Raw genomic sequence first — 17,471 nt, 5'->3', positions numbered from 1 at the left:
TTTCAACCCTCTCCCTCATCTCATTGGCTGCCTTATTGGTAAAGGTTATAGCCAGGATATTGGCCGGCAAAACCTGCTTGTCCTCCACTAGGTAGGCAATCCTCGTCGTCAGCACCTTAGTCTTACCTGAACCGGCACCAGCCAAAATTAAAACCGGCCCCTCAGTCCTCTCAACCGCCTGTCTTTGGGCGGGATTTAAATCGTCTATATTCATTATCTATCCTCCAAAAATTCTTCATCTAGCTTCTCACATAGGTCCCTTGTCAGGCTTGGATTTTCACCAAAGCAAGACACTGCCAGCAAGACATCTTGGCCCCTGTATTCTTTTATCCTTGTTGCCATATTTATAAAGCTTGAATCCCTATGGTCATCCAGCCTATTTACCAATATATTTTTAGACCTACACATACCACCTATTCTAGCATTGAGGTCCTTATCATCAGTAGCAAGGTAGACCAGGTCTTGACCTTCAAGGTCAGTCACTTCAAAGGGCCTACTTATCATTATCAGCCTTTCTTCATCATCCAAGTACTTGGCCAGAGAATAAAGGTCTTGACAAAATTCAGGGGCAATTACCTTGACCCTGCCACCAAAATCTAGGAGTTTCTTAACCTTCCTATAGGCAATTCTTCCACCGCCCACAACCAAGACCTCCAAGGCTGATAAATCTACCATTACTGGAAAAAACATAGCTACCTCCTCTTACACATACTTTCTCATATATATTATATACAAAAACTCCAACAAATACCAATACTATTAAGAGGTCATTTATTAGAAGAAAAAATAATTATTTACAAGCTATATACCTCTCCATTAAAATAACGACCACATAGGAATTTTAACTCCTTAGCGGTCGTTTTAATTTATATTTTGAACTTAGTATCTACCAATATACTTTGCTAGGTCCTTGGCAAAATATGTGATAATAATATCTGCACCTGCCCTCTTTATAGACATTACGGCCTCGTACATGGCCTCTTCATTTAGAAGGCCCTGGCTGATGGCAAATTTTATCATAGAATATTCGCCACTTACATTGTAGGCTACAATAGGTACATCAAATCTCTCTCTAGCCCCCTTGATTACATCCAAATAGGATAGGGCCGGCTTAACCATTACCATATCTGCCCCTTCTTCTATATCATAGGCACATTCCATCATGGCCTCCCTAAAGTTGGCTGGATCCATCTGGTAGGTCTTCCTATCACCAAAGGCTGGCGCTGAATCAGCAGCATCCCTAAATGGTCCGTAGAAGTTTGATGCAAACTTTGCGCTATAGGCCATAATTCCTACATTCACAAAACCATGTTCATCAAGTATCCTCCTAATAGCTCCTACCCTACCGTCCATCATATCAGATGGGGCCACCATATCTGCCCCTGCCTGGGCATGACTTAAGGCTATCCTGGCTAGTACTGCTAGGCTCTTGTCATTGTCTACATAGCCGCTTTCATCCAAGATTCCACAGTGACCATGGTCAGTATATTCACACATACAAACGTCTGTAATTACATTTAGACTCTTTTCAAAGAACTTTATCTTCCTTACAGCCCTCTGGACTATACCATCCTCTGCAAAGCCAGAGCTCGCACAGGCATCCTTGTCGTGTGTTACACCAAATACCATGATATTCTGTATACCATGCCTTAAAATATCTTCAATTTCATCCTCAAGCATATCTATTGAAAAATGATATACACCTGGCATAGACTTTATTTCATTCTTAATCCCTTGTCCCTCGACAATGAATATGGGGTATACTAGGGTCTTCATATCAAGCCTAGTTTCCCTTACCAAGTCTCTCATTATACCACTTACTCTTAAACGTCTCGGTCTCTTTATCATCTATTTCTCCTTATATTTTTCACTTAATAAAAATCATCCCTACTGAGGGCGCATATGCTAAAGCACAAGACTACTTATTAACGTCCTCTAGGATGGCTAAAAGCATAGAATCTATACTGGCCTGGTCTGCTTCTATATCAACGTCAAAGCCAAGGTCCCTTATAGTCTGGCTAGTTACACTGCCAATGGAAACCTTCCTTATATCTTTTATCAGGTCCTTGTCTTCACCAAGTATCTCAACCAGGTACTTGACTGTGGATGAGCTAGTAAAGGTGATATAATCTATATCTTCCTTCTTCAAAATATCCAATAGCTCATCCTTGATATCCATATTTACAGTATTCGTATAAAGGTCTACCCTATCAAGGTCAACCTGGCCTGATTCCATAACCTCTTCCATCACCCTGCTAGCTATCTCAGAGCATGGAAATAGGACTGATGGACTATCAAAACCACCCTCTCTTATATCCTTAAGGATTAACTTTGCTAGGTCCTGACCTGTAGACTGGCTACTCTCTATATCAGCTATGAAGCCATACTTACGAATGGCCCTGCTAGTTGCACTACCAACACTGGCTATCCTAAAGCCTGCTAGACTTCTAAAATCATAACCCTCCTTAATCAGGCTTTTAAAGAATATATCCACGCTATTGTGACTAGTAAAGGCTATATGACTATACGTCTTTCTTTTCAACCTTTCAAGTAGGATCCTGCCCACATTTTCCTTGTCCTTTATATCTATAGTTGGTAGTTCAAAGGTCTTACCACCTAATTCATCTATCTTCTGCCTTAAATCACTATTTTTCTTCCTAGTCCTAGTCACCATTATAGTCTTGCCAAATAGGGGTTTTCTCTCATAAAAGCCAAGCTTGTCAGACAGGCCTACCACTCCACCTACTACAAATAGGCTAGGAGCCTTGATTCCTTCCCTCCGGACACAGTCATATGCATCTTCAAGACTAGTCTTGACAGTCCTCTGCCTGTAATTGGTAGCATTAGACACAAAGGCAACTGGCGTCTTTGGGTCCCTACCATGAGTTACCAACATTTCAGTAATATGCTTGATATTACCGATACCCATCAAGAATACAACTGTTCCCTTTTCTCTGGCTAGGGAATCCCAATTGATGTCTAAGCTATCATCCTTTTTGGCATGGCCAGTCACAACGTGAAATGATGACGCAAAATCCCTGTGGGTTACAGGTATACCTGCATAGGCCAAGCCTCCTATAGAAGAAGTTACACCTGGCACTATTTCAAAATCTATGCCCTGGTCATAAAGGACCTCGGCTTCTTCGCCACCCCTGCCAAATACAAAGGGGTCTCCCCCCTTTAGCCTTACAACAATTTTACCACATGCTGCATTTTCAGCAATAGTCTCATTGATCTTATCCTGGGCCATTATATGGTTACTGGACTTCTTGCCAACATATATAAATTCACAGCCAGGCTTGGCATTTTTCAATAGGTCTCTGTTTACCAGTCTATCGTATATAATTATGTCTGCCTTTGCTATACAGTCTAAACCCTTCAGAGTTATCAGACCGTAGTCACCAGGACCTGCCCCAACTAGGTACACTTTTCCCTTATTCATAATTTCCTTCCTTATATCAACACATCTAATATCTTATCTTTCTTGGTTCTCCAAGCTTTTTACCAGGTCCATTGCCAGGTCCCTACCAGCCCTTTTGGCATCCTCAAGACTTGGCTCAAAACTCATCTGACCATACACAATAGAAGAACAATCCTCCTTGCCATACATGCCCATCAAGATCCAACTGTCATTACTCTTCCTAACAATTGCCCCTACAGGTACATGACAACCTCCATTTATGACCTCCAAAAAGGTCCTTTCAGCCTCTATCTCCATACAGGCTATTTCATCAGCCAGAAAGTCAAATATCCTGTCCATATTTTCATCATTTGACCTGACCTCTATAGCAAGAGCACCCTGACCACAGGCTGGTATCATCTCATCATAGGAAAAATGATATAGCTTTAGGTCTTCAAGTCCAAGTCGGTTTATACCCGCAGTAGCCAAGACAATCGCATCTAGGTCTTGACTGACTAGCTTTTCTAGTCTAGTCCCAATATTGCCCCTTATCATTACTTCCTGAATTGATTCGTTTATTTTCTTCAGCTGACTAGTCCTACGCTTGCTACCAGTACCAATTTTTAGGCCCTGGCTAGACCTCAACCATTTCCCTAGGTCTTCATGCCTGACCTGGTGCTTAGGATTTATCACTAGTACATCCCTAGGGTCTTGCCTTGGGGGAGTCTGTGCCAGCTTCAATCCAGGACTCATTTTTGTAGGCATATCCTTCAGGCTATGCACTGCAAAATCTATAGTCCCATCCAGGAGCTCCCTCTCTATTTCACTTACAAACAAGCCCTTATCACCAATCTTGTCCAAGGACTTATCAAGAATCTTGTCACCCTTTGTCTTTATAATCTTCTTTTCTATCTCCAGGTCTGGAAATTTTTCTAAAACTAGATTGATTATACTGTCGGTCTGTGCAAGAGCCAAGGCACTTCCCCTAGTACCCACAATCAACTTCATCTACTACCTCCAAACATACACTTCTTGTTTTTTTACAATCATTTAAGCTTCTTATCAATTATTTAAGTTTTTTATCAATTATACATCAATTACCTTTTAGTATACCATATCTGGACCCTTTACTCTATAACTATAAAGGTTTTATCCTGTAATCTAATTCCTCTAAAAGCTTCTTGTCCTTGTCGACAGTAATTCCCGCAGTAGTCAACATATCTCCTGATATGGCTGCATTGGCACCAGACATAAAGCAGGCCTTGCCCTTGTCACGCATTAGGCCCCTACCGCCTGCTAGCCTTATAAAGGCCTTAGGTAGGATAAACCTATAAACAGCAATTATCCTCTGCATTTCTTTTTCATCAAGGCTTTCATACTTTTCCATAGGTGTTCCAGGTATCGGATTTAGCATATTGACAGGTATACTCTCAATTCCTAGGTCTCTTAGGCTAAGAGCCATGTCAATACGGTCCTCTATACTCTCACCTAGACCCATTATTCCACCACTACAGACATCCAAGCCTGCAGCCTGGGCTGCCCTTATGGCCTGGACCTTGTCCGAGAAGCTATGACTTGTACAGACAGATGGAAAGAAGTTTTCTGATGCCTCTAGGTTGTTGTGGACCCTCTCTGCACCAGCCTCTTTGAGTCTCCTAAACTGGTCCTTCTTCAAAAGTCCAAAGGATACACATACAGAAATATGAACCTCTTCCTTGATTCTCCTAATTATCTGGCACATCCTATCTACCTCCTCGTCAGACAGGCTCCTGCCAGCAGTTACTATTGAATACCTCATGACACCCTGGTCGGCATTCTTCTTGGCATCTGCAAGAATCTCTTCCTCAGACAAAAGTGAATAAACCTTAGAGCCTGTATTATAGTGGCTTGACTGGGCGCAAAACTTACAGTTTTCTGAACAGAGTCCGCTCTTGCCATTTATAATCGTACACATATCGAACTGGTTGCCACAAAAGTGGTCTCTAATCATATCCGCATACCTAGTCAGGTCTTCCAAGTCCTCTTTATATAGAAATAGGGCCTCTTCTCTCGTTATTAGGTATCCACCTATGACCCTATCATAAAGTGCTTTAATATCCATAATATAACCTCCAAAAATTTCTCATGAATTAATTATACTACAATCAGGCTCAATAAGCGAAAAATATAGGATACTTTTATTTAAATGATTTATTTATATTACTTTTTGTGCTAAAATACAGGTAGTATTCTTTTTTTGAAAGGAGATAGCAATGATTTTATCTGGTAAGGAAATATTAAAAAATATAGAATCTAAAGATATAATAATAGAGCCCTTCGACAAGTCTAGGGTAAACCCAAATAGCTATAATCTTACCCTTAGTGATGAGCTTTTGGTATATGAAAATGATCTTTTGGATATGAAGATACCAAATGAAACTAGGCTAATCAAAATACCAGAAGAGGGTCTGGTTCTTGAACCAAACAAGCTTTACCTAGGCAGGACAAATGAATTTACTAAGACTGAAAAATTTGTACCTATGCTAGAGGGAAGGTCTTCAACAGGTAGACTGGGCCTATTTATCCACGTTACTGCAGGCTTCGGTGATATCGGCTTTGCTGGTTACTGGACTCTTGAGATTTTCTGTGTCCAGCCTATAAAGATATATCCAAATACACAAATTTGTCAGATTTACTACCATGATATACATGGCGAATATGACCTATACAAGAGTGGCAAGTACCAGAATAATACGGGTATCCAGCCATCACTTATGTACAAGGACTTTGAATAAGGAAGTCCCTATAATTAAGATAATATAAAAGCACTTAAACAAATTTCCCATTTATTTAAGTGCCTTTTCTTTATCTAGATTTTTCACCAATAAGCTCTCTGAATTTTTCATTTTCATTAATTAGATCTTCATATTTGCCACTTCCCACACAAATACCATCTTCTATGAATATTATTTTATCTGCATTTTTTATAGTAGACACTCTATGAGCAATCATAAGTGTAATCTTATCTTTCTTTAGTTTATTCAAAGAATTATTTATTATTTCTTCATTATTATAGTCGAGGTTTGCAGTTATTTCATCTAAAATTAAAATTGGTGAATTTTTTATAAAGGCCTGCGCAATTGATAGTCTCTGACGTTCTCCCCCTGAGAGTTTTGCCCCCCTTTCTCCAGCAATTGTATCTAACCCCTCATCCAATTTATATACAAAATCCTTCAAATTTGCATTTTCTAATGCTAATTCAATGTCTTCTATACTAGCATTTTCATTAGCCATCTGTAAATTTTCTCTGATACTTTTATTAAATATATATACCTCTTGGGGCACAACCGAAATAAGCTTTTTCAAATCTTCTAAACGAATTTTCTTGATATCTATACCATTTATTAATATACTCCCGTTGTCGACATCCCAAAATCTTTGCAAAAGCTTACTGCAAGTAGATTTCCCAGAACCAGAACTCCCAACTAAAACTGTCGTTTGGTTCTTTTCTATTACAAAAGATATACCTTTCAATACACTATTTTTTTCACCTGTATCTTTGTCCACATAGCTAAAGTATACAGAATTAAAGGAAACCTCACCTTTATCTTCTTTAATCACATCATCATATGTAATATTACCTTCATCAGAAACAGTAGCATCTAACTGCATAAAATCAAAAACTCTTTTTGCAGCAGCAAAAATTCTGCCATAATTGCTACTCATAGCCAAGGTCTCGCGAAGAGGCGAATATATCATAGTCGATAAGGATATTAAGGGTAATATCATCTCGTATGAATACTTTCCAACCTGGGCAAAATACACTATCATTATTGCTGATACTACAGACGATATCCCTATAATCAAGCTAAATGTAGATACCTCACGAACAGAACGCTTCGAGTATTCATAATAGGCAATATTATAGTCATCATTTGCCTTATACATTCTTACAAAATATATTTTTTGCCATTGGAAGATTAGTATTTCCTTAATCCCTTGTATACCATCGATTATACAAGCATTTAGGTCTCCCAATTTTTTTTGCAATTCATATCCCTGGGTATCAGATTTTTTTCTCAATAAGTAAGGTTCAAACATAAGTAATATAATAAATAATAATATTGTTATAGACAAATAAATTGAAAATTTTGCCATGATTATCAAAGATATAAGCGGTAAAATTATTGAAACAAATACTTGTATAATTGAATGTGCATAAAACCACTCCAAAATTTCAACATCCTCTAAAATAATAGACATTATATTACCACTTTTCTCACCCTCAAGACCTGCAGGTGCAATATACATCAACTTTTCATATGATAGGGTCCTTAATTGAGTCAATATACGATAGGCAACATCATGAGAAATATATATATCGAGATAATTCAAAATTGCAGTTGCAATAACCATAAATGTTACACCATAAAAATGTAAGTCTGGATTGTTCAGGCTTCCATTAAATGCTTTTGACACAATATATGATGTCTCAAATCCTAATGCAATTGGCATAATCTTATAAATACCATGAATTACAATGCTTATCAATAATGTAGTCCAGTAGTTCTTAATGTATTTTGACAACAATAAAATGTATTTTATTCTTTTCATACCTTATAACATACCCCCAACTAAATTATTATACATACTTGATGATTGCAATAAATCTTGATGGCTTCCTCTTTCTACAATAATGCCATCTTTCATTACACATATTTCATCTGCCATAAGAATAGTAGCCAACCTATGAGCAATAATAAAAATTCCTTTATTTTCTTTTAAGCCAACCATCATTTTTTGTATATAAATTTCATTTTTTCTATCAAGAGATGATGTTGCTTCATCAAAAATAATTAAAGGACTATTTTTCAAAATTGCTCTAGCAATTGCTATTCTTTGACGCTCACCCATTGAAAACTTGCTACTTAATTCATCCACTTTTGTATCATACCTATTCGGAAGTGTCATAATAAGATCATGTATCATTGCGTTTTTAGAAGCGTTTACTACCTCATCCTTACTAGCGTTCCAATTACCCATCTTTATATTTTCATATATAGTTCCTGAAAATAAATGATTATCCTGCCAAACTGCCGAAATATTATTTTGGAATAGCCCTACTGTATCATTATTTAACTTATTCCCATTTAATATTATTTCACCTTTATGAGGTCGATAAAAACCAGCTAATAAACTAGCAATTGTAGATTTACCACTCCCTGAATTTCCTACAAATGCTATTATTTTTCCTCTTTTCAGCTCAAAGCAGATGTCCTTCACTGCATTTTTTTCACCATTAGGGTATTTAAAATACACTCCATTAAATACTAGGTTCACATCGCCCTTTATTAAACCTGATTTTTTTTCTCCATCTCCCTTATCCATATATTTTGTTAGGTCATCACGCAGCATTATTTTTTTTGGTATAATTTGATTGAAATTTATGCTTTCACTTTTCATTCGAATAAATTCATCTATTGAATATGAACCGGAAACTCCTTGAAAACCTAGATGCCATGCACTAATAAGAGATATCATTGGAGAAAATATTGCTCCAACTGAAAATAATGCAACAATCAACCAGCCTTTATCTACATAACCATAACTGGCTCTCCACCCTAAAATTGCTAAAGTAATTGCGGTCCCCACTCTAACAAAAAATTCTAGAAAGGTTCCCTCAATAATAGTTACACGTAGGTGATCCATAATAGCCTTGCGATAATCCTCTCCACATTTTTCTATATCCCTAACATACTTTTTATCTGCATTAAATGCCTTTAAGGTTATCATGCCTTGTATACCATCCAAACTGTCGCTATAATATTTTGCATGATTGCTCCATTCTTCTTTTCCTTTTTCTTTCATTAAATTAAAAAAACACATAGGTATAAACAACATAATTAAAACAGATGCAAAGGCTACAAAACCTGTATATATATCAATATATACTAAAAATACTATAAAAATAATAGCATTAATTATCGCACTTAAAACGACAGGCATATATTTTGTGTAATAGTTCATAAGCCATTCTACCCTAGTCGTAAAAGTAGAGGTCAAAAATCCAGTTCTCATTGAGCTAGAAAATGCTGGTCCTAACAAAAATAATTGCTGCATAATCTTCGTTCTAACATTGTCTTTTATGCTTATTCCTGCATTTGTTACTATTCTTAAATTAACTTTGCTCAGAAATTTCAATAATACATATAGTGACGTAATAATCAATGCAAAAATTACTATTTCAACTCTAAAGATATGTTCCTTTGCAATTAGTTTTTTTATCAACATACTCATACATATAGCTATTGCAGATAAAATTAAGGTAATCAGTAGTTGAAATAATACTGCCTGTATTATTTTTTTCTCAGATCCTTGAGCAAACTTTATAAGTGCTCTATTTAAAAACATATACTCACCTCCAATGCTTAGTAATATGAGTATCTATAATCTATGATATGTGAATTATCTTTTTTAATTATTTGTGCATCTATTTTAAATATCTCTTTCAAATTTTCTCTTGTTATTATATCTTTCGGGTTGCCTGTCACTATAATTCTGCCTTTATCAATAATCACCACCTGGTCACAAAACTTCATCGCCAAATTTAGGTCGTGAATCGCCGATATAATAGTCATATTCAGATCTTTTAATATTTCTAAGACCTTATATTGATATCCAATATCTAGATGATTGGTTACTTCATCTAAAATTAATAATTCAGCTTCCTGAACCAATGCTCTTGCTAGTAGTACTCTTTGCTTCTCTCCACCTGAAAGAGTCTTAAAATATTGATTCTCTTGTTCTCTTAGCCCAACAATATCAAGGTACTTCTTCATTAAATTAATATCTACATCAAAGTCATGGTCCCCCATAAAAAAACTATGATAAGGAAATCTTCCCATTAAAATAATCTCTCGTACCGTATAATCAAAATCACTTTGATTCTCCTGTGGCAATACGGCCATTTGCCTTGCCATTTTTTTAGAACTAATATCTTCAATGTCTATTCCATCAAAAAAAATCTTGCCTTTTGTTGGTTTTAGTACCCTATAAATTTGTTTAAGCAGTGTACTTTTACCGCTCCCATTTGGACCTATTATTCCTGTGAAAGTATTTTCCTCAAATTTAATATTTATACCGTCACTTATAAGACTATCATCTATTTTATAAGTTAGATTTTCGATTTCTAATATACTCATTATTTCACTCCTCGGCTCCTTTTTTTAATTATAAATAAGAAAAAAGGAACTCCAATCAACGATGTTATCACTCCTATAGGCAATTCTTTTGGAGCAACTATAACCCTAGAAACAATATCTGTCCAAACTAAAAATAGTGCTCCGGTTAATGTTGCTACCGGTATTAATTTTTTATGGTCTGAACCAACAATTTTTCTTACAATATGAGGTGTTATCAAGCCTACAAACCCTATACTACCACTTATTGATACGATAGCTCCAACCATCACAGATACACAAACTAATAAAATCTTATTTAGTTTGTGTAGTTGAACACCTAAAATTATCGCTGTCTCTTCTCCCATTGAAATTATATTTAATTCTTCTGCTAGTGCATATGTTATGATAAAGCCTATAATCGATACAATAAATAATAGAGATATATCCTCCCAATGTGCACCACCTAGTCCACCCATTGTCCAAAAAACAATGCTTCTTATTTTCGCGTTGTCTGGTGCAAAAGCTATAATTAGCTGTATGATAGCGTTACAGAGCATTGATATAGAAATACCAATTAATATCAGGTTGGAATTAGACTTAGCCCTATCTCGTGATGATATTATATATACAAATATCATTGAGACCATCGCACCTATAAATGCTAGTATATTTGTTCCCAGAATGCCTAATATTGGGATTTGAGAAAAAAAAGCTATCGAGAACGCAGCAAACATCCCTGCGCCTGATTGTATTCCCAAAGTATACGGTTCTGCCATTACATTTCCCGTTAGTGCCTGCATTATGCACCCTGTTAGTGCTAGTCCACCTCCAACTAAAACTGCAACAATTGCTCTTGGAAGTCTAATATTCCAAATTATGCTATATAATCCCATATCATCTAAATCTGTATTTAAAAAATGTAATTTGAACTTATAAATGTCTATAACTTGAGCAAACTTTATATCTGCTGAACCTATAAAGGTTGCTAAAACAATTGACAACAGAATCAATAGGAATATTATTATACAAATCAACTTATATTTTTTCATAGCTCACCCTTATCAAAATAATAGGATACCAAATAAAAAAATCTGGTATCCTATATCTTTATTTTGTTAATTCCACAATTTTTTCATTTAATCTATCAGCGGCATCAAATACTTGTAAACCAGGAAAAACCTCTACCAGTTTCACAACAACAAAGTTATTATTTTTAATTGCAGTCACATTTTTTAAGGCAGGATTTTTCTTTAGACTATTAATTTTTTCCTCAACTGTTCCTGATGTATCACCTTGATCATAACTATGAACTAAGATAATATCAGGATTTCTTTTTGCAACATCTTCCCAACTTACTTCTTCGAAAGAATTCTTCAAATCAGAAAAAATATTGTTTCCACCAGCTAAGCTTATTATTTCGTTTTCGATTCCTTGACCACTAGTCATAGCCATCTTTTCGCCACCATCATAAGCCATGACTTTAATAGGTGTTGCCTTAGTCTTATCCTTCAATGCCTTTTCACGCTGTTTCAATGAATCTATAAGTTTTTCTGCTTGACTTTCTTTCCTGAAAATTTTACCGAGATCTTCTATATCTTTATATATATCCTTAATGGCTGGCTTTTTTGAAAATGTACCATTTATACAATAGAATTTAATATTTTCTTTTTGAAAATCCTCAACGGGTGCTACGCCATGCTTACCAAAAGTATAAACAGTTGCATATACAAAATCAGGATTTTTTGATAATAAGGTTTCAAAGTTAGGTGTACCTTTCACAATAACCTTTAGCTTGGATAGCTTATCCTGATACTCAGGAAGACAATCCTTATAGCTACCTTCTGCAGTGGCCACTCCAACAATCTTGTCTTCAAGTCCTAATGCTACTAAAGTCTGTGCTGCATCATAACTAAGTGGAACCACTTTTTCAGGTGCCTTATCATATTCAGTTGTAACACCAAAATTTTCTATTACAACCTGCTTGCTTGCTGTTTCAGAATTGTTTTTGGCTTTATCTTTTCCAGAACAACCAAATAAAGCAACTGAAATACATGCTGATAGCATAAATAAAGAAATTTTTTTAATCATAGTTTACTCCTTCTTTCATATTAATAAATTGTATTTTTAATGAGGATAAATTCCCATGTAAAAATCTTCATATTTCGGTTTATCGTTTGAATAGCCCATATTTTTCTGGAATGAATAAGTCCTAGGGCTTACGATTGTTAATGGTGAAGCTAGCATTTGTATTGGGCCAGTTATTAATACCCTTACTACTGGCACACCTATTGATTCCCTGGTCATATCATAATATATGATATCTGAATTTGGATCTATTTCTTTCAATTTTCGCATAGTATTCTCTAGTATATCATCCACGCAATTAAAGATATACTTCTTATATTTATCTAATGAAATTATTTTTTCATTAGAGGTGATTTCTATATCTTTTTTTATAAAGTATCCCAAGTTGTAAATGGAGTTTGGATCGTCCATTATATATCCTGCACTTGGCTTTTTAAATTTTTTTGTCTTTACCATAGGTTTTTTATTTGCAGATTGTACAGCTTCAGTTATGGCCCTTTCTAGTGCAATTTCTGGGTCATATGATGCCCCGAATCCATTAAAAGCATATGCAGTATAATCATTTCCAGAAACAATCCATGCTCTAAATACTGGTATGCCGATGTCATTACTATAATCTCTGACCACAACCTTGTAGCCAAGTTTTTCTATTCTAGCTATTTTTTCTTTTAAATTTTCATTTTTTGATGTAGCTATATCCACTAAGGGTAATTTTATCATATTAGCTTGTCCTATCATCCAAGCATCATGTTCTAAAATCTCATAAATACCTTGAAGTATTGCATCCTTCAATGTTCCTCCAGCAGCTAAGCCTGTTGAAGATGCTGGCATAAAATTACCTTTGAAGTAGGTAGACGTCAAAAATGTCATTGAAGCAGGAATCAATATCGGTTTTTCTTTAGATAGTGAATTTGCAATAACCCAATCTATATCCATATCTTCTGAAAATAAATCAAAGTCAGTATTTTTATTCTTTATATTTCTAGTAATTGACCTTAAATCTATAGCTTTATCCTTTACATCTGTATATTTAGCTGAAATTATTTCCTTCTCTCCAAAGTATCTTGCACTTATTCTTTCGAATATCTCAAATGAGGCCGAAAAATATGCCTGTTGTTTGTTAATTCCCTTTCCATGAGATAGTTGTGAATACAATAAATAGGATGTTTTATTAACATGTGTTTTTTCTAGATAAGAATCATAAACTGGTATTATTCCTTTAAAAGGATTATTGTCAGCCAGCCTTATATCAATCCTTAAGCCACTTTTTTCTAATGCCGAATCAACAATTTTTTTGGTTTCCTCAGCAGAAATACTCCTCGATCCACCAACTGAATAACATATTTTACTGCCATTGAAAATACTATTCGTCAACATATTATTTATATCAATATTTTTATACTGTTGATAGTTTTCATTATGTGCATGACAACATTCACAACTACTGATTGGAGTAAAAGTTCTTTCAAATTGAAAATCCAATAAGTTATCCTTATACACTCGATCAGAATTTATAAAATCGAAGTTTTCATTTTCACATTTTACCTTATTTAACTCTACTTGTATTATCCTTACTATATTAGAATAAAATAACTCACTAAATGCTTTTGGAGCTAATTCATTAGATATAGTAAGTCTTCTAAAGTTATCAAGTCCTATCTTTTCATTTCCATTACCTTCTAATTTCTTTATTCTATGTGTTAAAAGGCACTCGAAACACGCCGTTTTACCAGGTATCACAAAGGGTCCGCAAACAATACCTTCACCATTATAGTAGACAAACATATATGGTTTTTTACTAATGTATAAGTTTTTATTTAAATCCAATATTTCTCCATAAGATATATCATCTAATATAGCTATAATAACATCTACATCTATATTACTAATATTGTCTTTACCAACCTCTAACTCCATGTAAATTTTCAAACTACTATACAACTCTTTTTTCAATTCATTATATAAACTTCCCTTATACAAAACTGCCACTTTATTAAAGTAATGTTTATTTTCATTTTCTTGTTGATATGTAATAATATTCTCTTTTGCTAATTCATTTGCAAAATTATTAACATCAGATTCATTAAAACGGTCTGAAAAATAATTTATGACTTCATCCATCGTTTTTCCGTTTGAAAACGACAAAAACTCAGATAATATATTCGTATCACAAGATATAACTTTAAACTCATCGTTGGTACTAACTAAGGACTTGTTTTCTTCTATATTTATAATTGATAAATTATTTATAACATTTATTCTTTTCATGTAACCTCCTATAATAACTTTTTTCTATATTGCTAAAGCCACAATTAAGTCATCTTCAATAAAAATCAATTTTTTCTTATGGAGATCGTTAATTACACTTTCAATACCATCAAACCTAAATGCAGATTTTACTTCATTTATAGTTCGGATTTTGTCTAAAAATAAATATAGTTTCCACTCAAATTCAGACATATTATATACAATCTGAGTTTCATATCTTCTATCTATAATTTGATATATACTACCTATACTACTTTTTATCAAATTCGGTTCCACTACAGGAGTTGAATTGTATTCATTATTATAATAGCTATTTTTCCATCTTTCTATTAACTCCACCCAACGTTTTTCATCTATCATAGAATCATTTTTTACATTAAAATCATAGAAAAATGGTATATATTTTTCTCTAATGTCACCTGGGAACATTACTACATTCTCGTTCTTCATATAAATTTCACTTATGTTATATTTATTTGTGTTTTTATATATTTCTGATCCATACGTTAATCTAAATTTTTCAATTTCAAATGGTGGTTGCAAATGGTAAATAAATTCAATATTAATTTCGTTCTCTATGTACATTTCTTCATTTTCATATGGCAAGCCGAACATTAAATTGTGGAAACATGGTACATTCCATCTTTTTGCAAGTTTCAATACTTGTATATTTTCTATTACTCGCTGTCCCTTATTTAGTCCAATCAGATACTTTTCAGAAAAAGATTCAGTGCCAATTAGTATATTGGCATTTGCATCTTTAAGGATTTTAAAACTATCCTCACAAAGTAAGTCTTTAACTTTGAAATTTAGATTTATTGTATTGCTAGAGTTCTTATGAAACTTAGAGATTTTTGACAACCATTCCTTCCATTCGTCTCCCATCACAAAATGTTCTGGGTATATTAACGTAGTTTTATATCTATCAGCAATTGTTTCATAATCTTTCAATATAAGATCAACATTACGTTTTCTAAAAATACTAGCATGACAATTTAAGGTACAAAACGAACACTTATTCCACTTACAACCTCGGTAATACTCTATTTGATAGCCTACATTATTTTTTTTAAAAGCAGGTATTTTGTCTTTCAGTTTTTCATATAATTTATAGAAATCCGTATAGTCCGGAGTTGGCAGAAAGTCCAAATCCTTACTAAGCCTAACTTCCTCATCCTTTAATTTTGAGATAATATTTTCTTCTATATTTATACCGATAGTTTCATCTATAAAAGGGAATATATCTTTTAAATTATCACCCAGTTTATATTCACAATGAAAACCTGTAAGAAAAATTTTACATCCTATAATTTCTTTTACCTTTTTTGCGAAGTATAATGTCGAAAGTAATTGTTTATTATACATATGAAATATAATAATAGATTCTTTATCTATAGAAAGACTACGAACATACTCTAAAACAAATTCTTCTGTCTTAGCTCTCAGTTTTAAAATTAAGTTAATATCATCAGCTTCATCAATTAGATTCAATTCATATTCAAATAGTAATGAAGAGAATATTTTTTGTCCATATTCACTATCTCTAATATATTTGTAGTTATCCCAATCAATGAAATATGCATATAAATAGGCTGGATAACATGCTTCTACATCAAACCCTTCCTGTTTTAAATAACCAACTAACGATGAAATTTCTAATGAAGGTAATATAAAAGAAGTAAAAGGTGTAGATAATATTTTTATTTTTATATCTCTAGTAATGTCCATTTTCACCTCTCTTTTTATTAAACAAACAAGTCAAATAAATAATACTCTCTATAAGTTTATCTCTATATCATAGTTGTTTATAATTTGATGCATACGCGAATTTTAAAGTATTATATTTAATATATTTAAATATTTGATATTTATTTTTAAATATGACTTGTTTTATAAATGGATAAAAATTAATGCCAATGCCAATTAATTGACATTGGCATCATTTTTGTTGTGGTTATTTCTAAGACACTATTAATAGTAAAGATACTAACAAATATTTAATCTTTGTTCTAGTCTTCTGTAACAGAAAGGCTATGATGATGAGCTCTTACAGTCTGATCTTTAACGTTTTCATTAACTATATTTATCTTCATACAAGTTACCTCCCCTCATGCAATAATTAAAATTTCAAGTAATTTACTAAAGATATACTCTAAACTGAAAGCACCTTACATATATTTAGTGTTGATACAAATAAACACTTAGTTGTCTACAACTAACTCAATTGTAACACATCAATATCATTTTGTAAATAGTATTAATTATTATTTTCGTATTCCTACTAACAATATTTTCATACGATAAATATCTATTTAGTATACATATCCAATTGCAACATTTCACAAAGCTTCAATCATGAAAAAATTTAAACTTTACATAATGTGTTAAATTTTTGTAACACTTAAAAAAGGAATGTGTTAAAATCCACATTCCTCAGACTGTAGACAAAGTCCACATGTAAAAGTGTGGACTTTTCTAGTTTCTAGTACAATACAAATGCATCTTTATGATATCCATACCAAGAAAACATTGAGATTTCAATGTTTTCGTGGTATAAT

14 protein-coding genes are annotated in these 17,471 nt (G+C 33.7%); 1 reads left to right on the top strand and 13 read right to left on the bottom strand.

The genetic code is table 11. The annotated features are described in order from the left end of the window. From ACW6OJ_RS03710 to bioB, 6 genes are all read right to left on the bottom strand, one after another. Window positions 1-214, bottom strand: a 214-nt coding sequence (locus tag ACW6OJ_RS03710) for a UvrD-helicase domain-containing protein (RefSeq protein WP_456095797.1), incomplete at its 3' end; no start/stop codon positions are given. After that, window positions 214-690, bottom strand: coding sequence for a precorrin-2 dehydrogenase/sirohydrochlorin ferrochelatase family protein (locus tag ACW6OJ_RS03705; protein ID WP_455105089.1), 477 nt, complete (start codon window positions 688-690; stop codon window positions 214-216). The genes ACW6OJ_RS03710 and ACW6OJ_RS03705, both read right to left, overlap by 1 nt. 189 nt (window positions 691-879) lie before the next feature. Beyond that, window positions 880-1,848 (bottom strand): porphobilinogen synthase, encoded by a 969-nt coding sequence (hemB, locus tag ACW6OJ_RS03700; protein ID WP_455105090.1) that lies wholly within the window; start codon window positions 1,846-1,848, stop codon window positions 880-882. Between the two features lie 70 nt (window positions 1,849-1,918). Then, window positions 1,919-3,442: a uroporphyrinogen-III C-methyltransferase gene (cobA, locus tag ACW6OJ_RS03695; protein ID WP_455105091.1), complete on the bottom strand. Its 1,524-nt coding sequence runs from the start codon at window positions 3,440-3,442 to the stop codon at window positions 1,919-1,921. Window positions 3,443-3,475: 33 nt separating this feature from the next. After that, complete coding sequence (hemC, locus tag ACW6OJ_RS03690) at window positions 3,476-4,408, bottom strand: hydroxymethylbilane synthase (protein WP_455105092.1); 933 nt, start codon at window positions 4,406-4,408, stop codon at window positions 3,476-3,478. Between the two features lie 130 nt (window positions 4,409-4,538). Continuing rightward, entirely contained in the window at window positions 4,539-5,501 is a 963-nt protein-coding gene (gene bioB / locus ACW6OJ_RS03685) for a biotin synthase BioB (protein WP_456095796.1), read from the bottom strand. A 151-nt stretch (window positions 5,502-5,652) separates the two neighbouring features. Here bioB and dcd point away from each other — a divergent pair, with 151 nt between their 5' ends. After that, window positions 5,653-6,174 (top strand): dCTP deaminase, encoded by a 522-nt coding sequence (gene dcd, locus ACW6OJ_RS03680; protein ID WP_293429300.1) that lies wholly within the window; start codon window positions 5,653-5,655, stop codon window positions 6,172-6,174. A 70-nt stretch (window positions 6,175-6,244) separates the two neighbouring features. Here the strand turns inward: dcd and ACW6OJ_RS03675 are convergent, their stop codons facing one another. From ACW6OJ_RS03675 to ACW6OJ_RS03645, 7 genes are read right to left on the bottom strand one after another with little or no spacing between them, the layout of a single operon-like run. Beyond that, a complete protein-coding gene (locus ACW6OJ_RS03675; RefSeq protein ID WP_455105094.1) occupies window positions 6,245-7,993 on the bottom strand; it encodes an ABC transporter ATP-binding protein in 1,749 nt (582 codons plus the stop codon). 3 nt (window positions 7,994-7,996) lie between these two features. After that, window positions 7,997-9,790, bottom strand: a complete 1,794-nt coding sequence (locus ACW6OJ_RS03670; protein WP_455105095.1) for an ABC transporter ATP-binding protein/permease — start codon at window positions 9,788-9,790, stop codon at window positions 7,997-7,999. A gap of 17 nt (window positions 9,791-9,807) precedes the next feature. After that, on the bottom strand, window positions 9,808-10,581 hold the full coding sequence (locus tag ACW6OJ_RS03665) for an ABC transporter ATP-binding protein (protein WP_455105096.1): 774 nt from the start codon (window positions 10,579-10,581) through the stop codon (window positions 9,808-9,810). Continuing rightward, entirely contained in the window at window positions 10,581-11,609 is a 1,029-nt protein-coding gene (locus ACW6OJ_RS03660) for a FecCD family ABC transporter permease (protein ID WP_455105097.1), read from the bottom strand. Before ACW6OJ_RS03660 ends, ACW6OJ_RS03665 begins: the two co-directional genes overlap by 1 nt. 58 nt (window positions 11,610-11,667) lie before the next feature. Beyond that, window positions 11,668-12,648 (bottom strand): ABC transporter substrate-binding protein, encoded by a 981-nt coding sequence (locus ACW6OJ_RS03655; protein WP_455105098.1) that lies wholly within the window; start codon window positions 12,646-12,648, stop codon window positions 11,668-11,670. Between the two features lie 36 nt (window positions 12,649-12,684). After that, on the bottom strand, window positions 12,685-14,913 hold the full coding sequence (locus tag ACW6OJ_RS03650) for a YcaO-like family protein (RefSeq protein WP_456095795.1): 2,229 nt from the start codon (window positions 14,911-14,913) through the stop codon (window positions 12,685-12,687). Between the two features lie 24 nt (window positions 14,914-14,937). Beyond that, window positions 14,938-16,641 carry a radical SAM protein gene (locus tag ACW6OJ_RS03645; protein ID WP_455105100.1) on the bottom strand — a complete coding sequence of 568 codons (1,704 nt, stop codon included), beginning with the start codon at window positions 16,639-16,641 and terminating at the stop codon, window positions 14,938-14,940. Between the last annotated feature and the right edge of the window lie 830 nt (window positions 16,642-17,471).

It is taken from the genome of Peptostreptococcus sp. (assembly GCF_977045075.1).
The sequence above is the reverse complement of the archived record's forward strand: the minus strand, read 5'-3'. Positions and strand labels throughout refer to the sequence as shown.

Excerpts from the sequence above, each read along its gene's own strand:
- cobA (WP_455105091.1), bottom strand. The coding sequence starts at position 3,442 with ATGAATAAGGGAAAAGTGTACCTAGTTGGGGCAGGTCCTGGTGACTAC.
- ACW6OJ_RS03705 (WP_455105089.1), bottom strand. The coding sequence starts at position 690 with ATGTTTTTTCCAGTAATGGTAGATTTATCAGCCTTGGAGGTCTTGGTT.
- ACW6OJ_RS03645 (WP_455105100.1), bottom strand. The coding sequence starts at position 16,641 with ATGGACATTACTAGAGATATAAAAATAAAAATATTATCTACACCTTTT.
- dcd (WP_293429300.1), top strand. The coding sequence starts at position 5,653 with ATGATTTTATCTGGTAAGGAAATATTAAAAAATATAGAATCTAAAGAT.
- ACW6OJ_RS03655 (WP_455105098.1), bottom strand. The coding sequence starts at position 12,648 with ATGATTAAAAAAATTTCTTTATTTATGCTATCAGCATGTATTTCAGTT.
- hemB (WP_455105090.1), bottom strand. The coding sequence starts at position 1,848 with ATGATAAAGAGACCGAGACGTTTAAGAGTAAGTGGTATAATGAGAGAC.
- ACW6OJ_RS03650 (WP_456095795.1), bottom strand. The coding sequence starts at position 14,913 with ATGAAAAGAATAAATGTTATAAATAATTTATCAATTATAAATATAGAA.
- ACW6OJ_RS03670 (WP_455105095.1), bottom strand. The coding sequence starts at position 9,790 with ATGTTTTTAAATAGAGCACTTATAAAGTTTGCTCAAGGATCTGAGAAA.
- ACW6OJ_RS03675 (WP_455105094.1), bottom strand. The coding sequence starts at position 7,993 with ATGAAAAGAATAAAATACATTTTATTGTTGTCAAAATACATTAAGAAC.
- hemC (WP_455105092.1), bottom strand. The coding sequence starts at position 4,408 with ATGAAGTTGATTGTGGGTACTAGGGGAAGTGCCTTGGCTCTTGCACAG.
- ACW6OJ_RS03660 (WP_455105097.1), bottom strand. The coding sequence starts at position 11,609 with ATGAAAAAATATAAGTTGATTTGTATAATAATATTCCTATTGATTCTG.
- ACW6OJ_RS03665 (WP_455105096.1), bottom strand. The coding sequence starts at position 10,581 with ATGAGTATATTAGAAATCGAAAATCTAACTTATAAAATAGATGATAGT.
- bioB (WP_456095796.1), bottom strand. The coding sequence starts at position 5,501 with ATGGATATTAAAGCACTTTATGATAGGGTCATAGGTGGATACCTAATA.